Raw genomic sequence first — 21,624 nt, forward strand, 5'->3', positions numbered from 1 at the left:
CTACGTCTGATGAGCGCTCTCCTGAACAACATCTGCAAACCAAGGTGTCAAAATCCTGCGAATGAGTGAGTATATGTGAGATAAACCCTTAAAACCGAGGGACGGGCAGTAATGTTCAATAACAATCGCCTTCTTGAGCCAATAATGTTTGAATTTATCATTAAGTATTTATAAAAGTATGGGATTCCGAAAAAGAAATCCCTACCGAGAGTTCAGCTCCCGTCATTCATGGAATCGCGGACAATCCAGCGATTTCGATGTCTTACGCAGATGCAGCGGCAACTTCTCTTGAACGGAAAAGCAATAGTAAGCGGCAAATGGAAACTGCAAAATGACAAAACGGGAAACATTTTGCTCGGGGAATTGTCGGACGATGGTGAGTACCAAAAGGTGGTAGTTTTGATCGATCCGGTTATTACCCGCCTATGTTTCATGAATTAAAATGGCGGAAAGTTGAACATTCTGATACTACATAATTTAATCGCTTTGAATTGCCAAGTATCAGTACGCCTACCGATTGAACTACCTGAAAATCTCACATAGTGAGAACAAAAAATGAAACTAGGCGCAGCTCGTGATTCACGATTTCTTGAATGATAATGGTAATATAACCAAAAATATAATAGAGACAATTCGAAAAACTATGTATATGATGATCTCATGTGTGGTTCCACAACGAAAAGGGTGTGAAGAAAGTGAGAAAGCCAGCAATTTATGGATTTTTGCTGACCGCTATCCTTTCCAGCTTCCTCGTAGTTGCTATTGGCGCAGATACTACTAGGTATGGCATGAATAAGCAAGTCGATTCCATCACCAAATCGAAAAGCTTATCTCAGCAGGAAAGCGAAATTAAAGTTGCGAAACCATTTGTAAACCTGTCTCTTGATAAAAAGGTATTTACTTCAGCAATGAACCCATTGCCTGAGCACGTAGAACTTGCAAAGTGGGTACAACCGCCTGTACAGACGGCCGAGTTGACTGCAGAACAAATACCGGAACCAATAGAACAGAAGCATGCAACTGATTCCACAACTCCTAATCAAGCCCAAACTACTGAAAGAGTAAGTGTATCAGATAGTGATAAGGAGTTACTTGCAAGGCTTGTCACAGCCGAAGCAGAAAATCAGCCGTATGAAGGTCAGGTTGCCGTTGCCGCCGTTGTATTAAACAGAGCCTTATCCGGCCTATTTCCCGAATCCATTAAAGACATCATTTATGCAAATAATGGCAGGGTCTATCAGTTTACGCCGGTTAAAAACGGAAGGATTAATAAAGACGCCATTGATTCAGCCAGACAAGCTGTTCATGATGCTTTAAGCGGTAGTGATCCAAGTATAGGCGCGCTGTATTTCACGAATATGAATATAGAACGTCATAAACCGAACTCGAATACTAAAGTCACAGTAATCATTGGTGGACACACATTTTTTAAATAAGATTAGGCAGGGGGGAAGTCATCTTCCCTTTCCTAATGCTTTCTTCGTGGCGATATAGACTATCAGATTTAATATATAAAATTAAGACCGACCCACAGCCCGTTGCTGTGGGTCTCTTTCTGCGATCAGATATGTTTACAAAATCTAATTTTTTATAATATGTCCTGCTTGGCATTGAGGGACGGGCATATTTGGCATAACCAAAATCGTCTCATTGTTCGAAGAAAATAAAGTGTTAGACTGAAAAATAAAGTTGTAGACCGAATAAATAAAGTATTAGACTGCTGGTTGTTTCAGCATTACTCCGAAAAATGGAATAAGAATTGCACTTTGGATGGAATCTAACGGAAGGGTATCCATAAAAAACTTTCCGAATGGAGCGTTACTACTTATGAGCAGCAGATACTGGTTTCGTTTGGCAATGATTTTGGTCCTGTCCCTAGGATTGACGGTCTGCGGCACTAATGCCAATGCTAAAGGCGGGAATCCGCAAGCAAATCCCCAAAAATCCAAAACGGAGATAAAAAAGCTACCTACAGACAAGAACGCCATTCGTCCGTTTCATGTGAATGTTCCGGAAGCGGAACTTACTGAATTGCGCAGGCGCATAAACACGACAAAATGGCCTGATAAAGAAACGGTCTCGGATCAATCGCAAGGCGTGCAGCTCGCGACGATTCAGGAACTCGCGCGCTATTGGGCGACAGATTACGACTGGCGCAAGATCGAGGCGAAGCTGAACGCCTTGCCGCAGTTCATCACCAATATCGATGGTGAGGACATTCACTTCATTCACGTTCGTTCGAAGCATAAAGATGCTTTGCCCCTCATCATCACGCACGGATGGCCCGGCTCGATCATCGAGATGATGAAGATTATCGGGCCGCTTACCGATCCCACGGCATATGGCGGGAAGGCATCGGACGCTTTCGATCTGGTGATTCCGTCGATGCCCGGCTACGGGTTTTCGGGCAAGCCGACCAAGGTCGGCTGGGACCCCGACCGCATCGCACGTGCCTGGGCAGTGCTGATGAAGCGCCTTGGATACACGAAGTATGTGGCGCAAGGCGGCGACTGGGGTGCGCTTATCACGGATTTGATGGCTGTACAGAAGGCTCCGGGACTGGTCGGCATTCACTCCAACATGCCTGGCACGGTTCCGCCCGACATTGATAAGGCGATCCAGTCCGGCAATCCGCTGCCCTCCGGTCTCTCAGCCGAAGAGAAGCGCGCGGTCCAACAGTTGGACTTCTTCTACAAACACAGCGGTTACGCCTTCTTGATGGGGACGCGCCCGCAGACGCTGACCGGACTGGTGGATTCGCCTGTCGGTTTGGCAGCCTATATGATTGACCATGACGCGAAGAGTCTGGAGCTGATCTCACAGGCTTTTGCCGGACACCCTGGAGGCCTTACGCGAGACGATGTGCTCGACAACATCACACTCTACTGGCTGACGAACACAGCGATTTCTGCGGCTCGTCTCTACTGGGAGAACAAGTACTCCTTCTTCGACGTCAAAGGCGTATCTATCCCGGTTGCAGTGAGCGTCTTTCCTGACGAGCTCTATCAAGCACCGAAGAGTTGGGCAGAGCGGGCGTATCCCAAACTCATGTATTACAACAAACTCGACAAGGGCGGACACTTCGCGGCGTGGGAGCAGCCAGAACTTTTCACTGCAGAACTCCGCGCCGCATTCAAGTCGTTACGCTAATCGGAGTTAGGTGGAATACGCTCATGCCATTATAATTGGTGTCTTCTGAAAGCACCATTCATTCAATCGGTTATAGAATTGGCAAAGAAACGTTGAATGCTAACGAAGAACGTTAGTTGAATGACGAAGCGGCCGGCACGATCGGCCGCTTTGTTACGTTAACGGGCAGGATACTGAGGTGGACTTATCACATAGTATAAGAACTGGACTTATTCATATTCTGCCATTGGAGAACAATGCGGGCATTATCGTAATCTTAAAATAATCATCTTCATCCTTCAGCAACTTGGTTCTTAACGCTAATAGGTGGATTTAATGATCATTATGTTTCAATTCTCACAGACCAAGTCTGATTGTCGAATAAAAATTTTCCAAAATGAACATCATAAACTAAAATGTACCAAAAGGAGTCGTTCCCACTTGGTTTCTTTGACGTTAATATTTGTATTTTTAAGCCTCATTACGGTTTTGGCTCTTTTCGACGCAACCATCTACCAGAAATCTTTGCTTCAATCTTATCTGGAATTGGCAAGCATTCACACGAGCTTCGGGAGGCCCATCCTGCTCCTGCAATTAGTTATGGCATTGGTCGTAAGTCTATTTATGGACATCAAAAAATTTCGATCGGTAAACCGCAATGAATCCAAGTCGTGAGCAAATATCTCTATCGCAACTATTTTTGCTGATGGTTACATTTGAAACAGGCAGCGCCATCATTTTCGGCATCGGCAGCGATGCTAAACAGGACGCATGGATTTCGATCTTACTGTCGTCTGCTGTGGGAGTCGCTCTTCTGCTGATCTACTTCGGGTTTATGCTTCGGCTGCCAGAACGGAATTTCTTTCAAATCATGGAATTTGCCATGGGTAAGCCAATTGCGGCCGTATTTATTTACCTTTATGTTATATATTTCTTCTACATTTGCATACGGGTAGATCGTGACTTAATCGAGATCATGAAAACCACACTCTTGACCCAGACGCCAGTTGAGATCTTGCATCTTTTCTTTTATATCCTTTGTATGTACCTTACAAGCTCGGGGATTCAAATCATTGGTCGGATCGGAGAGTTATTTGCTCCGCTCTTGATGGGTTTTTTATTTCTGATCGGCATTCTTTTAATTGCCGACGGGGACGTCTTGTTTAAAAGACTGTTGCCCGTTATGGGCGAAGGTATCGGACCGATTATTAAAGCTGCGTTCCCGAGCGTGATTACTTTTCCGTTTGGTGAGTTGATCGCATTCACAATGTTCATTCCGTTCGCCTCGCAGTTCTCGAAAGCTCGGCGCGTCGGTGTGTTTGCTATCTTGACTAGTTCTTTTGTTATAGTTTTCTCTTGTATTATCCAAATCGGCACGATTGGCATAGATGCAAGATCAAGGGCAACCTTCCCATTGCTTAGCGCCGCACGCATTTTAACCATAGGATATTTTATTGAACGTATTGATGCGCTAGCGACATTCATCGTGATGCTGGGCATCGTGATCAAAGTGTCCGTCTTCTTTTACGGCGGACTAAAGGGATTGGAACATTTGACGAACGTACGATATCAATTGTTTGTCATTCCAATTGGGTTGATCCTTTCGGTCTTGTCTGTTGTAGTTTCCCATAATTTTGCCGAACACGTTTATGAAGGCATTAAACTCGTTCCCTATATCCTTCATATTCCGTTTCAAATCGCTTTTCCATGCGTATTATGCGGAATCGTAATGTGGAGAACTAGAAAACGGGTAGCTGCAGGCAATAAATAGTAAGGTGGGACTTTCCGATGAATAATACAGATCAAGCAACGACGAGAAACTCGCTGCTTCCCGAAGGAATGAACAATGCTCCCTTATCGCCCATATTGGAAACGAATCTGGATAATCTCAAAGCGGCGTTCGGCAATACCCTTGACATTCGCTTCGACCGGATGTTTGTGGACAGGCAAAGCGCCTTAATATGCTTTCTCGATAGTATGACTAACGCGCAAGAAATCGACACCATCAGACAGCCGTTACTGTCTCCTGCCCATGCATCCCAAGATTTCAATGACTTGGAGCATTTCCGAATGCAGCTGTTTCCGGGATTTTCTTATCTTATCGTAACCGAACTTGAGAAAGCTTTATCATGCCTATTGGACGGATATGCTTTATTATTCTTCGATCAAATTGATAAAGCTCTTGCTCTTTCAATTGTTAATCTCAAGTCCCGAAGCATCGAAGAGCCTACAACGCAAACCATCATCCGTGGTCCGAAAGATTCGTTCACGGAAAATTTGCAAACAAATATTTCCCTTGTCCGGCGCCGGATCAAACATACCGCTCTTCGATTCGAATTTCTACAGCTAGGCAAAGATACGAATACCTCGGTTGTCATGGCTTACATGCAAAATATTGCAAACGAGCACATCGTGGCGGAATTGCGCCTCCGTCTACAGCGGCTGCAAATTGGCGCGTTGATGGATTCGTCTGTTCTCGAAGAATCGCTAAGCGACAATATGTATTCGCCTTTCCCTATGTTTCTTAACACAGAAAGACCTGATACTGCAGCCGGTAGCCTAATCCAAGGGAAGATAGTTGTCATCGTGGATGGAAGCCCGTTTGCGATTATAGCTCCAGCCGTGTTCAACGATTTTTTCCGAAGCCAGGAAGATTATTATCAATCATACCTAATGTCAATGTTCATCCGTTTGATTCGTTTCATTTCGCTTTTTCTTGTTACGATATTGCCAGCGTTTTATTTGGCAGTCACGACCTATCATCAAGAGCTGATACCGTCCTTGTTGTTAATCACGATTGTTTCACAACGGGAATTGGTTCCTTTCCCTACCGTCATCGAAGTACTGCTTATGGAAACCACCTTTGAAATTCTCAGGGAAGCTGGAATACGTATGCCGAGAGCTGTCGGCAATGCGGTGTCCATTGTTGGTACTTTGGTAATCGGACAGGCTGCAGTCGAAGCTGGTATCGTGTCGAGTGTTATGGTCATTATCGTTTCACTTACAGGAATTGCCAGTTTTGTCGTGCCGGTATACTCCATGGCACTTACTCTTCGTTTGCTTCGTTTCATGTTAATCCTATTAAGTGCTGCATTGGGTTTATACGGTATCGGGTTCGGTTTAATTCTCATCATGATTCATTTAGTAAAGCTAAATTCGCTGGGAATTCCTTACTTAACACCATTAGCGCCTTCCTCTCGACGGGATATTATCGGGGTATGGATTCGTCTGCCTTATCCGAAAATGTTCCAAAGAAGCTTCTTCTTAAAAACAAAATCGCCGCTTTACAAAATGAACAAAAAAACAAAAGATTGAGGGGCCTCCAGCAATGAATACGAAACGATCTCTATTATCGGGAATAGCACTGCTAATCCTATTGTCAGGATGTGCCACAGTTGAATTGAACAATTTATTTGTAGTATTTGGGATGGCATTGGATAAAGGCGAGAACATGAAATGGAAGCTTTCCGTACAAATTATTAATCCGACGGAAATGGGCAAAAAAACAGGGGGAGGTTCTATTCCAGCTATCGTTTATAGTCAGGAAGGGAATTCGGTAGAGGAAATACGCCGCAAAATGAATGCAGGGCTTCCTCGAAAATTGATTTATTCGCATGTTCGAGTATTTGCACTGAACGAGGAAGTGGCCCGCGAGGGCAATCTGGATTTTTTGGATTTTCTGGAAAGAGATTGGGAACTGCGGGACGATTTCAACATGGTCTTAGTTACTCGCGGCACCGCTTTGGAAGTCATCTCTACTCTTATACCGGGAGGTATTTCACCCTCGACCAAATTGTTTCGGCAAAGCGATAATTTTAATAATGATTGGGGAGGAGCTCCGCAAGTCAAGATGAAAGACATGATCGAAGCGTTCACATCTGAAGGAAGGGACCCTGTCATCGAAACGGTTACCGTCCAAGGGAATGTGAAAACAGGCTCGAAAGATGAGAATTTAAAATCCGTTATCATTCGTAATAATGTGATCTTGTCGGGACTAGGCGTGTTTAACAAACAGAAACTTGTCGGACTCCTCAATTTAGATGATACGCGCAACTACTTATGGACACAGAACATGATTAAAAACACTGTAGTGACGGTACCTTGTAAAGACAAAGGGCATTTTGATGTCAGTGTTTATGATTCAGGAACAAAAATAAAGGCGTTTTACAGTGCCGGCACCCCTATCGTAACCGTTAAAGTATTCATCAACGGCATCGTTGAGGGGATTTCATGCAAAGCCGATTTATCCAAGCCTCAAACATTCAAAAAACTGGAACAATTGGCTGAACTTAAATTAAAAGCATCCATAGAGAGTACCATGAAGAAGGTGCAGGTCGAATACGGATCTGATATTTTTGGATTCGGTGAAGATATGTACAGACAGGATACGGCCGCTTTCAAAAAAGTTCGTCAAAACTGGAACGAAGAGTTCAAGCGCGCAGTGCTTAAGGCCGACATCTCCATCTATATAAGAAGAACCGGACTAAAGATGAAAAGCTATACGGATGAGATTAAGTAAAACCGAGTTCTCACTGAAGTCGAGTGGATTTATCATGTACCGCTATACGTTAAATCAAAAAAATGATTAAACTAACGAAGAACGATAGCTTCATAACAAGATCTAGCAGGCTGCCGGCGATAAATTCGGTGGCTATTACGAACGAGCAGGATAGTTCAATATCATAGTAGGAAACTTATGGATCCGTTTCCATAGGATATTACCGATTAATCACGAATATAAATACCGTGGATGCATTTAATCGCCGATCCTATGAAGGGATTGATAAAATGAGGCAAATCGATACAGACATATGTATTGTTGGCGGAGGTCCAGCTGGAATGATGTTGGCGCTTCTCCTGGCTAAACAACAAATAAAGGTTGTTGTGCTTGAACGCAATGAAAATTTTGATCGAGAATACAGAGGAGAGGTCCTGCTACCTCGTTTCGGTCAAATGCTTGATCAGCTAAATTTGAGAAATTACATTGAAAACCAACCTCATCTTAAATTAAATGATATTGAGCTTATGCATAGTAATAAGAAGTTGGCAGGATTTCGTTTTTCGAACTTAGCTCCTAAATTTTCTTACGGCATGTGGATGCCTCAAACCTTTCTTCTACAAGCGCTTCATGAAAAATGCAAATTGTATCCTCATTTCTCGGTGCTTTTTCATACCGCAGTCAAGCAGGTCGTAAGAGATGGCGAAAGGATTACTGGCGTGATCGCTGCTGGTGGTCGTGAAGAGGAGTATAGGATTTCAGCCAAGATAACGGTTGGGGCGGATGGACGTTTCTCTGCGGTACGAAAAATGGCAAATTTTGAAATGGACTATGAATTCTATAAAAATGACATTGTATGGTTCACGATTCCACTTCCTCCTGGGTAAAAGAACACGTTGCGATTTTGCTTAGCGGATAGGATTCACTTGATTCTTCCAAAATACCCCAACCACATGCAAATTGGACTCGTTTTCCGAAAGAACGAGTGGAAGGAGATTCGCGAACAAGGAATTGAGTCGTTTCGAGCAACCCTTCGAAGCCTTAATCCGTTGTTTAACGAATTTGCAGACGAACTTGAAGATTTTAAAGCTTTTATAGTTCTTCAATCACGTATAATGAACGTGAAGAAGTGGGCACAAGATGGATGCGTTTTGATTGGAGATGCTGCACATTGTGCGTCACCAGTCGGCGCCATTGGTGTTTCGCTATCAACGGCAACCGCCCTTATAGCTGCTGACGTTATTTGGAATGCAATCAAAAAGGGAGAAACATCCAAAGAATTCTTAAGCAGAATACAAACTATCCGACAGCCAGAGGTTCGTATGGTTCACAATTTCCAAAAACGTGCCGAGGGAATTGTTATGGATCATACCCGATTTTTCCGATTCATGGCTTCAAATATTGTCCCAATAGTTAGCAAAACCCCACTAACACGATTTGTCCAACGAAGGGCTTTTTTCCTCCCTGCACCATTACCGATCGACCCCAGTTTTCGATTTGTAGATTAAAAGCCAGAAACGATAAGAATGTTGCCATTTTATTTGATTAGTCCGTTAAGCTAACGGAACGATACTTAAATGGGGTCACGGCTGCCGCGCAGTCGATGATCCCTTTTTCTTTGCTAAAGGAATGGTATAATTTCCTATATAAGGGCAATTGAAACGGAGGGTTAACTCATGAGTGATTGTTACACGACTGCTCAAGGTTCTGGAATGAACGATACAGGAAAATGTCCATCCTGTATGGCAAATGGAAAAAAAGTAAAACTCCTTACTTTAAAGTCCATGTTAAAACCAGCCGCATTATCGTCTTTGGATGCAGACGTAACCCATTATTTTTGTTCAACGAGTAATTGTGATGTAGTGTATTTTGATACAGATAAAAAAATCTATTTCATATCAGAGATCAAGGTTCCAGTACACCAAAAAGACCCTGCTTCGGCGGTTCCTGTTTGTTATTGTTTTGATTGGACAAAAGAAAAAATTACTCAATCTGTTGAATCAGGACATACGCCTACTCCTGTGGATCATATTCGTGAAAACATCAATAAAAATCGATGTGGTTGTGAGGTAAATAACCCTCAAGGTAGTTGTTGTTTAAGCAATATTACGAAGTTTATAAATCAATTATCTTAGGAGGTAATTATGGATTATTGTGAAAAAATGCGAGAGATGATCGGAAATGCTCCACTAATAATCACGCGACCTAGTGTAGCGATCATTAATCATTCAGGTGAAATTTTACTGAATCGATACATAGGTAGAACCTGGGGCATACCTGGTGGCATATTACAGTTAAATGAGTCTGTCGAGGAATGTATTAAACGAAATTTACAAAAAGATATAGGGATTAGAAGGGAATCTTACACCCGATGAAAATCAAGCAATTGAAGCTAAATTTTTTCAATTTGATCGATTACCTGAAGAAATAGATCCTTTTATAAAGAACAAGTTGCTTGAACTAAAGGGCATCTTGAAAAAATGAATTTCCCTTATTGAATTAACGCAGAACGATTTGTCAGTATAGAAAAGTCTTGTCACTAAACTAACGGGAAACGATAGCTCAAAAAAACAGCGGCAGTCTAAGACTTTATTTTTGAGTCCTAGTCCGCCGCTGTTTCTTTTATGGGGTCAGTCTAAAACTTTTTTTACAGAGGCTGCTGATTTTACTATTCAAGAACCGCGTAGTTGATTCGAGAACTGGGTAATCTGGAGATTGAAGAAATCTCATTAAACCTGCTAAAAGACTACTTTGCAAGGGTATCAGAGCGATTGAAACCTAGTAGCTTAGGTCATTGGATCAGATTTGTACGCTCCCTTTTTCGGGAGACTTAATTCAATCAAATGCGGCGGCAGTCGGCAAACGATCGACTGCCATTTTGAATCGTAACCATTAAAAATCAATAAGGAGCAGTTTGCCTCAGGCAGCCGTTCCTTTTTTGTTTTATCCATTGGCGAGAACCCCAATTTGGTTTTTTAAAAATCGATAATTCCAGTTGATTAACTCGGATTTGTATTTTATGATAACATATAACAAATTCAAAACAAGGAACATAATTCCAGACAATGTCCATTTTCGGACATAACCAGTACAAAGTGTCAAGTATTTTTATGTTAAGGGGAGATAAGCATGAATGTTTTACGATCAGATCGACGAGTTCATAAGACGAAACAACATATTACCAGTGCATTCTTGTCGCTTTGTGAAAAGAAGGAATTCGAAACAATTGTCGTGAGGGATATTACAGATGCTGCGGATATTAGTCGATCCACATTTTATACCCATTTCCAAGACAAGTACGACCTGCTTGAACAAATCATGAAAGATAATCTTACCGAGTTAATGAACTTATATGAAAACAATAAGTCGCAAATATTGGGATATGTACCGCATCATGAAGTCCCTGACCCCTACTTCCTATTACTGTTCGTGCATTTATCCGAGCAAGCTCCAATTTATCGTGTTCTGTTGTTTCATTTGCCAGATTCGCGATTTGGAGATCGCATGATCGAAGCTGTACAGATCACAATAGGCCAACGAGTCGACAACAACCGAATGGATCAGAAGCAGCCGATTCCACTCGATATTTTGCTGGTAAGCATGTCGTCATGGATTGGTGGAATTATCGTTAGCTGGTTGAAACAAGGGATGATTTACTCACCCAACTATATGGCCATTCAATTAAGCCGAATAGCTTCAATTGGGTTTTATCAGGCTATGAGCCTTTAGGTGCACAATTGAATGAATTGTGTTTGTTTTGCTGAAAAATACGGGTCAAAAAAAGGGAAGATGTCCGAAAAACTTCATTTCATACCTTTTTGTTTGTTGACCATGTTTCGTTGGATGGATATGATTAACTCAATACCTGAGTTAATTCATCGGAATTATTGAGTTTCGGAAGGTGGGAGTGAGAGCTTGAGAGGCGAAAGGTTTATTAAGAGTTTGAACGATGGGCGAACGGTTTGGCTGGATGGCAATAAAGTCACCCATCTCGACACACATCCAGCTTTTCGTGGAACATTAGGAACCATACGAAACCTATTTGATTCCCTTGACGATCCTCATCTTCGAGATCAGGTAGGCTATCGGATCAAGGGCAGGGAAGCTTATGCTCACAGTTCCTTCCTTGTACCCCATACCTCGGAGCAGCTTGCTAAGAGAAGTCAATCCTTCGCCTTCTGGTCTAAGCAATGCAACGGCATGATGAGCCGGCTCTCCGATTATGCCCGATCTTTCATTACCGGATGGTATGCTGCGCGCCACGAGCTTGATCGATTGGAACCAGGTTTTGCACATAAAATAACGACTTACTATGAAACGGCTAGAGATAACGATCTATTTCTGACGACAGCCATCATTGATCCCCAAATTGACAGGTCGAGCGGATTGGACGATAACAGAATCGCATCCCGTTTTCTGCATGTGGTTATGGAGACAAGTGAAGGCATCGTTGTTAGAGGAGCCAAGATGATCGCAACGGGTGCGCCATATACGCATGACTTTGTTATTTTCTCCTTTCTCAAACTGGAACAAGCCCATCGCGAGCATGCGCATGTCCTCATCGTGCCAGCGAATTCTGCAGGTCTTCATATCGTTTGCCGACAGTCGTATGCGAGCGATAAAGCACACGATTCTCCTCTCAGCGCAAGATATGACGAAATGGATGCCGTGTTGTTTTTCGATGATGTATTGATCCCATGGGAACGCGTACTGATGTATGGCGATGCCCAGAAGGTTATGGCACTAAGAGCGAATACAACGGCAAATGCACTAGCTTTTCATCAAAATGTCGTACGTTATGTGGCCAAGCTTGAATTTATTACTGGTGTCACGTTTGCTGTTGCAGAAGCGATTGGCGTAGGTGGTTTTCTCCACATTCAAGAAAAGCTTGGCGAGCTGTTAACGCAAATTGATACGATCAAAGCGCTTGTCATTGCTTCCGAGACACAAGCCAAATATGACGAGCACGGCGTCCTGGTACCAGAGCTGTCCTATATAAACACAGCAAGAAACATAGGGACTAAGTTTTATCCGCGTGCCGTTGAAATTTTACAACAGATTGGCGGTGGCGGGTTTGTTCAAGTTCCCTCCAGCATTGAAGATTTCTATGGCACCATATCCGAGTTAATGAGCGAGTATTTCGAGGGAGCTGCGGTTAGCGCAGAGAAAAAGGTGCAATTGTTCAAGCTCGCGTGGGATTTAGTGGGGAGCCCGCTTGGTGCCCGGCATGAGCTGTATGAGAGATTTTACGCCGGGGACCCTGTACGTGGTTTTGCCAATCAATATTTGAGTCATGATAAAGAAAGCTTGACCGCTCCGATTTGGAAACTCATCAAAGAGTCAGCAAAGCGGGGAGCTGTGAACGGAAGTTAATTGTTCTTCATACCTGTCAACCGGACAACCGGAGACCTTCTGCCCTGTAGGGTGGCATAGGTCTCCTTTTTATTTACAAGAAAGGATGGAAGCCATATGGAAATTTTCTGGTTTATACCGACACATGGAGATGGAAGATATCTAGGCACGGGAGAAGGAGCAAGGGAGGTCGATCTAGACTATGCTACCCAGATTGCCAAAGCGGCTGACACACTTGGATTCAGTGGCGTATTGCTGCCAACGGGAAGATCGTGCGAGGACGCTTGGGTAACAGCCTCTGCCTTAATTCCGGCTACAAAAAAGTTGAAATTTCTTATAGCACTGCGGCCAGGTCTAATGTCACCGACGTTATCGGCGAGGATGGCAGCTACTTTCGACAGGTTATCCCAAGGAAGACTGCTCATCAATATCGTTACCGGCGGAGATACCTCCGAGGCAAGAGGCGACGGACTTTTACTCGATCATGATACGCGTTATGAGCTGACGGATGAATATTTGACCATCTGGAGACAGCTGATGCAAGGCAAGCAGATTGACTTTGATGGCTCTCATATCACGGTAGATAAGGCGAAAATTATGTATCCGCCGGTTCAAGCACCTTATCCACCGCTTTATTTCGGGGGGTCCTCACCCATCGCTCAACAAATCGCTGCGGATCATATTGATGTTTATTTAACATGGGGAGAAACGCCTAAACAAGTCAAAGAAAAAATTGACACGGTTCGGGAACTCGCTGCCAAACGCGGAAGGAAGGTTCGATTCGGAATAAGGCTGCATGTCATCGTTCGTGAAACGGAAGATGAGGCTTGGGCTGCTGCAAACCGATTAATTTCGAACTTGGATGACGCAACGATTGCCAAGGCGCAGGCTTCCTTTGCCAAAATGGATTCCGTCGGGCAACGCCGGATGTCAGAGCTGCATGGAGGAGATCGCAGCAAACTGGAGATCAGCCCTAATCTCTGGGCAGGCGTCGGCCTCGTTAGAGGTGGGGCGGGGACGGCATTGGTCGGCGATCCGGACACGGTTGCAGAGCGGATGCTGGAGTACCATGAGATGGGCATTGAAACTTTCATCATGTCTGGCTATCCGCACTTGGAAGAAGCCTTCCGAGTCGAAGAACTGCTTTTTCCCAAGCTCCCGCTTAAGCATAGGGAGGCACCTAAAGAGAAATATGCGTTCGTAAGTCCGTTCGGCGAGATGGTAGCAAATGATATTTTGCCTAATGCGGAAAATAGGTCGGTAGCCTCCTCTTGAGAGCTTGAGGGTACTCTATCGAACAGAAACAAGGAGGAGGACAATGGGAATAAACGAAGGTGTTTGGGGCAGCGGCCCATCAGACAACTACACGAAACTGGCCGAGCGTTTCCGGCCAACCTTCCTACGAATTCGCGATGGAGCCGTTACTCGGGAACTGAATCGTAAACTGCTTCATGAGGAGATCCACTGGCTAAGGGCATGCGGCTTCGGGACTATCCGCCTTTCGCAAGAGGATGGCGGGCTCGGTGCTACGCTCCCCGAATTGTTTGGACTGCTGATTGAATTATCGGAAGCAGATTCCAATGTGACGCAAGCGCTGCGAATTCACTTCGGTTTCGTCGAGAGAATATTAAATTTGCCGGATGGAGAACGAAGGGAACGATGGTTAAGGCGCATCGCAGAGGGGGAGATCGTCGGGAATGCCTTGACGGAGATTGGAGAAAACAAGGTGGGCAGTATCGCGACCACCTTGTCACAAGCGGAGGATCAGCTCCGTTTAAATGGCATTAAATTCTACTCCACAGGCACAATTTATGCCGATTGGATCGTAGTTAGCGCGACGGCTGGAGAAGACGACATCATCTCAGCCATCGTTCCAGCTGCGGCGGAAGGCGTCGACATCGTGGATGATTGGGCGGGCTTCGGGCAAACGCTGACAGGCAGCGGCACGACGAAGTTCGTCAATACACCGGTCGAGAGAGAGGACGTATTCGCCCGAGAAACGTACACGAAGTACGGCACCGCGTTCGCCCAAATGGTTCATCTTGCAACGCTGGCAGGAATATCCAGAGCGGCAGCGAGAGACGTTGCGACAGCAGTCGCCGAACGGCGGAGAACGTACTCGCATGCATCAGCCGCCCGGGCAGGCGAAGATCCTCAAGTGCTGCAAGTGGTTGGACGCGTGCACAGTCAGGCATACGCTGCAGGGGCGATTGTACTGAAAGCAGCTGAGGCTGTGCAGCGCGCGTACGAGGCCAAGACATCAGAGGACACCGGATACGTGGAATGGGCGAATGTGGAGGCGGAGGTGGAAGTGGCTCAAGCACAGACAATTGTTGCGAGGCTGACACTTGAGGCTACTGCCGCAATCTTTGATGCGCTTGGCGCTTCAGCGACTGCCAGGTCGAAGGGGCTTGACCGCTATTGGCGGAATGCTCGCACAATCACTTCACATAACCCCTTGATTTATAAAGAGCGAATTGTCGGCGATTACGCTGTTAACGGTACACGCCCGCCATTCGCTTGGCAAACCGGGATAGACGCACGATCACATGCTGACCAGACGACTGGGGACGACGATGTTCGGCTGAAGCCGCCGTCTTAGTCTCTTTTTTAACATACAAATCTCAGATTAAAGGAGTGGTAAAAAAAGATGAAAAAACCAACCATACTCACCACAATGCTCATTATCGCTGCCCTCACATTCCTTCTTGCTGCTTGCTCGAAGACGGAAACGGCAAGCACGAATGCGGCTGCTCAGCCTGATGCCAAAGCTGCTGCGACCGCTAATCCGGAAGATAAGGTGATTCATCATGTGATGAGTGACACCGGGTTCAACGGAGAGATTGTCAAAATTCTGAAAGCTGAATTAGCTAAGGACGGTTATACGCTTGACTATGTTATCGTAAACGACATTATCCAACCCAACAAAATTGTTAACGATGGCCAAGCGGATACGAATTCGTTTCAGCACGAGGCGTATTTTAATCAATTCGTGAAGGATCAAGGTCTGAAGAATATCTCGAGAGCCTTCTACACAACCTTCACCCCATCAGGTTTGTACTCTAAGAAATATAAAGCTTTCAAAGATGTGCCCGACGGTGCCCTCATTGGTATTCCAGTCGATCCCGCCAACAACGGACGCGCGCTGTTCATGCTTCGCGATCTGGGGCTTCTGAAATTGAAGGACGGCGTGGATGTTATCCATGCAACGCTCAAGGATATTACAGATAATCCTCATAAGTACAAATTTAAAGAAGTAGACCAATTGATGCTGCAGAGGACGCTTGATGATGTGGATGTCGGCTTCTTGTTCGCTGGAACTGCTGTTCAGATTGGATATAAACCAAAACAGGATGCTTTGGCCTTGGAGACAGGAAAAGATTTGCCTTACAAAGGCATTGTGGCCGTTAATAACAAGCTGTTAAGCACGCCTAAAGTCAAAGCGCTGCAGAAAGCTTATGAGAGCCAGGCAATTAAAGATTTTTATAAGGAGAACTACGGAGACGCCATTGAAACATTGGAAAGTTTGAATAAATAACGATGGGGAGGGCTTTCCATGATCACTTTGCAAAATATAAGCAAAACGTTCACAACTGCCGGAGGACCGCTGCACGCGGTATCCTCCGCTTCGCTGCAAATAGCGCAAGGCGATATTTATGGCCTGATTGGGTTTAGTGGAGCGGGGAAATCGACTCTGCTGCGTACGATTAACTTGCTAGAACGGCCAGACGAAGGTCAAGTCATCGTCGACGGCGAGGAATTGACGAAGCTCACTTTGCGCGAGCTAAGAAAGAAACGACTTTCCATTGGCATGATTTTTCAGCATTTTAATTTGCTTAATAATTTAAATGTGTATGACAATGTAAGCTTTCCGCTAGAAATTGCCAAGGTGCCCAAGGCTCAGCGGCATAAACGCATCGAGAGCTGCCTCGAAATGGTCGGCTTAACTGACAAGGCCAAGGCGTACCCAGCCAAGCTGAGCGGAGGACAGAAGCAGCGGGTCGCGATTGCCCGTGCGCTTGCGAACAACCCGAAAATTCTGCTATGCGATGAGCCGACTTCTTCCGTCGATCCGCAGACGACAGGCAGTATTTTGGCTGCCCTGAAGGAAATTAACCGCAATCTAGGCATCACTATAGTTATCGTCACACATGAGATGAATGTCGTGAAAGCAATTTGCAATAAAGTCGCAGTCATGGAGCATGGGAAAATTGTTGAGAAATTTGATTTGAGTGAGAAAAATATTGTGCCGCAATCCAATATTGCCCAATATTTGTTCAACAATGAGATCTCTTTGGAGAGAGAACTGGAGGCTAACTATGTTTGATAACATAGCCACTGCTTGGCCTGAGCTTATTCAGGCGCTGCTGGAAACGCTATACATGCTTATTTTGACGCTTCCAATTGCCGTTGCCATTGGTACTCCGCTTGGAACGATTTTGTTCCTGACAAGGCCCGATTCTTTTCTGAAATGGCCCAAGTTTTATCTCATTTTGAATGGATTCGTCAACCTGATTCGTTCGTTTCCTTTTCTCATTCTCATGATCGCTATCATTCCGTTTACCCGGCTTGTGGTTGGGACGGCGCTTGGCACAACAGCAGCCACCGTGCCGATGATCATCAATGCGGTACCCTATTTTGCGAGATTTATTGAGCAGATTCTCCTCGACGTCAATCGCGGTGTGGTCGAAGCAGCTGAGTCCATGGGGGCAAACAAATTCCAGATCGTTTGGAAGGTGTTATACACCGAAGCTCGTTCCGGTATTGCCAATGCGGTCACCATTGTTACGGTGAGTTTCCTCTCCTATTCTACGGTTGCGGGGCTAGTCGGAGGCGGGGGGATCGGCGATTTTGCCATCAGATATGGCTATTACCGTTATCAAACGGATGTGATGTTCGTTACGATTGTTATTATGGTGCTCTTCGTACAAGTTTTTCAATTCACGGGCAACTATATCGTACGCAAGCTGGATAAGCGGTTGTAAATAAGGGGGAAAATCAGCATGCCCAAAAAAATTCACCTCAATGCCTTCGAAATGAACTGCGTTGGACATATTGCGCACGGCTTATGGCGGCATCCGGGCAGCACTCGGCATCGCTACACAGATATCCGATATTGGACGGAGCTGGCACAATTGCTGGAACGCGGGAAGTTTGACGCCTTATTCTTAGCTGATGTTGTCGGGGTATACGATGTCTACAAGCAAGGACCTGAGACAGCCATTCGCGAAGCTGTGCAGATTCCTTGCAATGATCCATTCCTCGTCGTGTCGCCAATGGCGCTTGTCACCAAACATCTGGCCTTCGCTGTTACATTTTCTACGACATACGAGAAGCCGTTCAGCCATGCGAGGCGGATGTCGACACTAGATCACCTAACGAAGGGCAGAATCGCTTGGAACGTCGTGACCTCGTATTTGCCCAGTGCTGCCCGTAATTTCGGTTTGGATCAAATGGTTAAACACGACGACCGCTACGAAATTGCCGAAGAATACCTAGACGTTTCCTATAAGCTCTGGGAAAGCAGCTGGGAAGACGATGCAGTTATTCGTGACGTCGACAATGGCGTATATACGGATCCGAATAAAGTGCATCACATTCATCATGAGGGTAAATTTTTCAAAGTTCCCGGACCGCATTTAAGCGAACCTTCCATCCAACGGACGCCGGTCATTTATCAGGCGGGTAGTTCAGCGCGCGGGCGTGCATTTGCAGCGAAGCATGCGGAAGCTGTCTTTCTGGGTGGCGGGAACGTTCAGACACTGAAGAGATATGCAGCGGATATTCGTGCACAGGCAGCCGCCTTCGGCCGTGATCCGAATCATATCAAACTGATGACCGGTCTGATTGCCATTGTTGGACGAACGCAAGATGAAGCATGGCGTAAGTTTGAGAGCTTCCAAAAGCTCTATAGTTTGGAAGGCGTACTGGCTCATTACGGTGGAGGAAGCGGCTATGATTTGTCCGCCTACGACCCGGAAGATGTTCTAGCCTACACAGAAACGGACCATGGGCAGACGGCAGCGGCCCAATTCACGAAGGACAGCCCGCGTCCGAAGACAGTCCGGGAAGTCATGGAAACATTAGGGACGCTGGGTGGACGGGGACTGTTCGTTGTCGGGACGCCGGAAGAGGTAGCCGACAAAATGCAATTTTGGGTAGAGGAGACGGGGATCGACGGGTTTAACGTAACGCAGATTGTCTCACCGGACACGCTGCGCGATTTCGTGGAGCTCGTCATTCCTGAGCTGCAGCGCAGAGGATTGTTTCGGGAAGAGTATGAGGAGTCAACACTTAGAGAACGTTTGTTCGGTGTCGGCGTAAGCAGACTGCCCGAAGATCATCCCGGCGCCGCATACCGTAAGCAGCCTACTTTGACCTGATAGGAGGATAAGTATGTCAATAAAAATAGATGCTCTACCGCAGCCAGCGACTGACATTCCGAACGCAATCGATCTCGCTTATGAGCTGGGAGAGCTGCCACTCGATTTGCGGCGCAGAGGCATCCCGGTCTTACGGGATGCTGGCTCCGGCAGGCTTCGGCTTATGGCAGGAGCAGCCGATGAATGTGATCTCCGAATTGAGCCGGCCTCGGTCGTTCTTAGGCGGTTAGCCTTGAAGGAGGAGGTCCGCATTATCGGGCTTCAGCATCAGGAGCGGCGAGGTGCCATTCTCGTGCATTCGGATTCACCGTTACGAAGAGCCGTCGATCTAAGTGGTGCCAGGCTTGGGATTGCAGGGAAGATCAGCCCAGATGACAACATGCGGAAGCTCAATGCGGCGAAGATCGTGGCCGCAACGCTCCATAAAGTTGGCGTTGAGGGAGGACAGCCGAAATGGGTGGAACTTCAAGTCGAGCATGCTGCGGACGGATTTCAGGTTGGGAGGAGGGAACTCCAAGCTTTACTAAGCAAGGAAGTTGATGCCGTGTATGCCGACTGGGCACTCTCCGCAGAGTCTGGACGACTTTTGGGGATTCGTGAACTGGAAGGCTTCAGTTTCCAAACTTCCGCGCTGTCTGCACTGACTGTCTCAGCGGGATCGCTTAGAGAGCATTCAGCTGAAATCGAGCGATTGCTCGCCCATCTATCGCTAGCCGCCGATTGGGCCACTCAGAACCGCACAGAAGCACACCGGCTTGCTGCAAAACAGCTTGGAGTCCCCGAGAATGAGATCTCTGTAATGTTCTCCGAGCACCTGCACCAGCAATTTGGAGTTAGCATTACAGATGATAAATGGAGCAGTTTTGTCAATTTCAAGAAAGAGATGCAAGCTCACGGATGCCTGCAAGGCGATTTTTCTTTAGAAGAATCGCTGTCGCTCTCTACCATACAAAGCGCACAATTGCTTGTTGAAAGCGGAGAACTGGAGCGTCCTCAGCGGGAATCACTCTCACAATTCGCTGAGCGCGATCTGCCGCTCTCCTTCTTCAATGAGCGGCCACGGGCTCGCATCCTCCAAGGGGACGAGGACGCGCTGGCAACCGCGCGATTGTTTGCGGAGGAAATTCGATCCGGAGCTTCTGACCGGGATCGCGGACGCAAGCTGCCTCTGCACGAAATACGACGATTGGCCGAATTAGGTTTGCTTGGACTCGTCGTACCCAAGGAGTACGGAGGTCCTGATGTTTCCACCCGAACGCTTGTGGACATCTTTAAAATCATCTCGCATGCGGACGGATCTATCGGTCAAATTCCACAAAATCATCATTTTTTTGTGAAAACGATCGAGTTGATTGGCAGTGCAGAGCAGAAAAGTTTTTTCTTCGAAGAAGTATTAAAGGGTGCTCAGTTTGGCAATGGTTTAGCAGAACGCAGCAGCAGCAAAGGCGCAAGAAAGCTTACGACAACTGTCCGTAAGCTGGAGGGTGAGGAAAGCTTTGAAGTAAATGGAAATAAGTTCTATTCGACGGGAGCACTCTATTCACACTGGATCCCTGTTACGGCGCTGAACGAAGAGGAACAAAGAATGACGGCTTTCGTTCCGAGACACGCGCCTGGGGTAACGGTACTCGACGATTGGTCGGGTATCGGCCAGAGGACGACGGCGAGCGGCAGCGTAGTGCTCAGGAACGTGAAGGTGCCTGAGCACTATTTGCTACCCCACTTCCAAATATTTGAGGGACCCCAATATTTCTCAGCTTTCGGGCAAATTATGCATGCTGCCATTGATATTGGTATTGCGAGGGCGGCATTGGAGGACGCTGCCTCCTATGTTCGCGACCACTCGCGTCCCGCTTACGGCAGCGGTGCAGCGAGAGCGAGCGAAGAGCCCGACCTGATTCGGCGATTCGGCGAGCTCGGTATTCGCCTGCAAGCGGCGGAAGCCTTGCTGGACCGTGCTGCCGATGCGATCGATCAGGCGCGCCAAGACTTGAATGCAGAAACCGCTGGCAAGGCAGCATTGACGGTTGATTCGGCCAAATGGCTCGTGACAGAGACGGCGATCGAAATCACGAATGCTCTCTTCGAGGTTGCCGGGACGTCATCCATGGATCGCAAACATAATTACGACCGTCATTGGCGCAATGTACGCATTCATACGCTGCATGATCCGGCTCGGTTAAAGCTGCATCACGTCGGCAAGTGGTTCTTGAATGGAGTTTATCATGAATATAAAGTGTAAAGGTTATAATGGAAGGGGTG

General features: G+C 46.2%; 21 protein-coding genes. 20 read left to right on the plus strand and 1 reads right to left on the minus strand.

Annotation, left to right across the window (positions count from 1 at the left end; all coding sequences use genetic code 11):
* Positions 1–228: 228 nt before the first annotated feature.
* The 11 genes from AC58UU_RS37855 (at position 229) to AC58UU_RS37905 (ending at position 10,002) form a co-directional block, all read left to right on the plus strand.
* Entirely contained in the window at positions 229–441 is a 213-nt protein-coding gene (locus AC58UU_RS37855) for a hypothetical protein (RefSeq protein ID WP_497322601.1), read from the plus strand.
* A gap of 254 nt (positions 442–695) precedes the next feature.
* Positions 696–1,436: a cell wall hydrolase gene (locus AC58UU_RS37860; RefSeq protein WP_497322602.1), complete on the plus strand. Its 741-nt coding sequence runs from the start codon at positions 696–698 to the stop codon at positions 1,434–1,436.
* A 391-nt stretch (positions 1,437–1,827) separates the two neighbouring features.
* Positions 1,828–3,150, plus strand: a complete 1,323-nt coding sequence (locus AC58UU_RS37865) for an epoxide hydrolase family protein (protein ID WP_497322604.1) — start codon at positions 1,828–1,830, stop codon at positions 3,148–3,150.
* Between the two features lie 420 nt (positions 3,151–3,570).
* Positions 3,571–3,804 (plus strand): hypothetical protein, encoded by a 234-nt coding sequence (locus AC58UU_RS37870; protein ID WP_497322606.1) that lies wholly within the window; start codon positions 3,571–3,573, stop codon positions 3,802–3,804.
* Entirely contained in the window at positions 3,788–4,900 is a 1,113-nt protein-coding gene (locus tag AC58UU_RS37875) for a GerAB/ArcD/ProY family transporter (protein ID WP_497322607.1), read from the plus strand. The genes AC58UU_RS37870 and AC58UU_RS37875 overlap by 17 nt, the downstream gene beginning before the upstream one ends.
* Before the next feature lie 17 nt (positions 4,901–4,917).
* Positions 4,918–6,444, plus strand: a complete 1,527-nt coding sequence (locus AC58UU_RS37880; protein ID WP_497322608.1) for a spore germination protein — start codon at positions 4,918–4,920, stop codon at positions 6,442–6,444.
* Between the two features lie 13 nt (positions 6,445–6,457).
* Positions 6,458–7,648: a Ger(x)C family spore germination protein gene (locus AC58UU_RS37885; protein ID WP_497322610.1), complete on the plus strand. Its 1,191-nt coding sequence runs from the start codon at positions 6,458–6,460 to the stop codon at positions 7,646–7,648.
* A 269-nt stretch (positions 7,649–7,917) separates the two neighbouring features.
* Entirely contained in the window at positions 7,918–8,514 is a 597-nt protein-coding gene (locus tag AC58UU_RS37890) for an FAD-dependent monooxygenase (protein ID WP_497322611.1), read from the plus strand.
* A 39-nt stretch (positions 8,515–8,553) separates the two neighbouring features.
* Positions 8,554–9,135, plus strand: a complete 582-nt coding sequence (locus tag AC58UU_RS37895; RefSeq protein WP_497322612.1) for an FAD-dependent monooxygenase — start codon at positions 8,554–8,556, stop codon at positions 9,133–9,135.
* A gap of 168 nt (positions 9,136–9,303) precedes the next feature.
* Complete coding sequence (locus AC58UU_RS37900; protein ID WP_497322613.1) at positions 9,304–9,762, plus strand: putative iron-sulfur cluster-binding metallochaperone; 459 nt, start codon at positions 9,304–9,306, stop codon at positions 9,760–9,762.
* A 36-nt stretch (positions 9,763–9,798) separates the two neighbouring features.
* A complete protein-coding gene (locus AC58UU_RS37905) occupies positions 9,799–10,002 on the plus strand; it encodes an NUDIX domain-containing protein (RefSeq protein ID WP_497322655.1) in 204 nt (67 codons plus the stop codon).
* 411 nt (positions 10,003–10,413) lie between these two features.
* Here the strand turns inward: AC58UU_RS37905 and AC58UU_RS37910 are convergent, their stop codons facing one another.
* Complete coding sequence (locus AC58UU_RS37910; protein ID WP_497322614.1) at positions 10,414–10,578, minus strand: hypothetical protein; 165 nt, start codon at positions 10,576–10,578, stop codon at positions 10,414–10,416.
* A gap of 178 nt (positions 10,579–10,756) precedes the next feature.
* Here AC58UU_RS37910 and AC58UU_RS37915 point away from each other — a divergent pair, with 178 nt between their 5' ends.
* The 9 genes from AC58UU_RS37915 to AC58UU_RS37955 all read left to right on the plus strand — a co-directional run bounded on the left by AC58UU_RS37915 (position 10,757) and on the right by AC58UU_RS37955 (position 21,604).
* Positions 10,757–11,356, plus strand: a complete 600-nt coding sequence (locus AC58UU_RS37915; RefSeq protein WP_497322615.1) for a TetR/AcrR family transcriptional regulator — start codon at positions 10,757–10,759, stop codon at positions 11,354–11,356.
* A gap of 186 nt (positions 11,357–11,542) precedes the next feature.
* Positions 11,543–13,000, plus strand: a complete 1,458-nt coding sequence (locus AC58UU_RS37920; RefSeq protein ID WP_497322616.1) for a 4-hydroxyphenylacetate 3-hydroxylase family protein — start codon at positions 11,543–11,545, stop codon at positions 12,998–13,000.
* A 96-nt stretch (positions 13,001–13,096) separates the two neighbouring features.
* A complete protein-coding gene (gene ssuD / locus AC58UU_RS37925) occupies positions 13,097–14,254 on the plus strand; it encodes an FMNH2-dependent alkanesulfonate monooxygenase (RefSeq protein ID WP_497322617.1) in 1,158 nt (385 codons plus the stop codon).
* A 43-nt stretch (positions 14,255–14,297) separates the two neighbouring features.
* Complete coding sequence (locus tag AC58UU_RS37930; protein ID WP_497322618.1) at positions 14,298–15,581, plus strand: acyl-CoA dehydrogenase family protein; 1,284 nt, start codon at positions 14,298–14,300, stop codon at positions 15,579–15,581.
* 48 nt (positions 15,582–15,629) lie between these two features.
* A complete protein-coding gene (locus tag AC58UU_RS37935; RefSeq protein ID WP_497322619.1) occupies positions 15,630–16,517 on the plus strand; it encodes a MetQ/NlpA family ABC transporter substrate-binding protein in 888 nt (295 codons plus the stop codon).
* Between the two features lie 18 nt (positions 16,518–16,535).
* The gene (locus tag AC58UU_RS37940; RefSeq protein ID WP_497322620.1) at positions 16,536–17,306 is read left to right on the plus strand and encodes a methionine ABC transporter ATP-binding protein; all 771 of its coding nucleotides are present in this window, start codon (positions 16,536–16,538) and stop codon (positions 17,304–17,306) included.
* On the plus strand, positions 17,299–17,964 hold the full coding sequence (locus AC58UU_RS37945; RefSeq protein WP_161409806.1) for a methionine ABC transporter permease: 666 nt from the start codon (positions 17,299–17,301) through the stop codon (positions 17,962–17,964). Before AC58UU_RS37940 ends, AC58UU_RS37945 begins: the two co-directional genes overlap by 8 nt.
* 18 nt (positions 17,965–17,982) lie before the next feature.
* Positions 17,983–19,362: an LLM class flavin-dependent oxidoreductase gene (locus tag AC58UU_RS37950; RefSeq protein ID WP_497322621.1), complete on the plus strand. Its 1,380-nt coding sequence runs from the start codon at positions 17,983–17,985 to the stop codon at positions 19,360–19,362.
* 13 nt (positions 19,363–19,375) lie between these two features.
* Positions 19,376–21,604 carry an SfnB family sulfur acquisition oxidoreductase gene (locus AC58UU_RS37955; RefSeq protein WP_497322622.1) on the plus strand — a complete coding sequence of 743 codons (2,229 nt, stop codon included), beginning with the start codon at positions 19,376–19,378 and terminating at the stop codon, positions 21,602–21,604.
* The last annotated feature ends 20 nt before the right edge of the window (positions 21,605–21,624 follow it).

Source organism: Paenibacillus sp. JT22N1, from assembly GCF_059692155.1.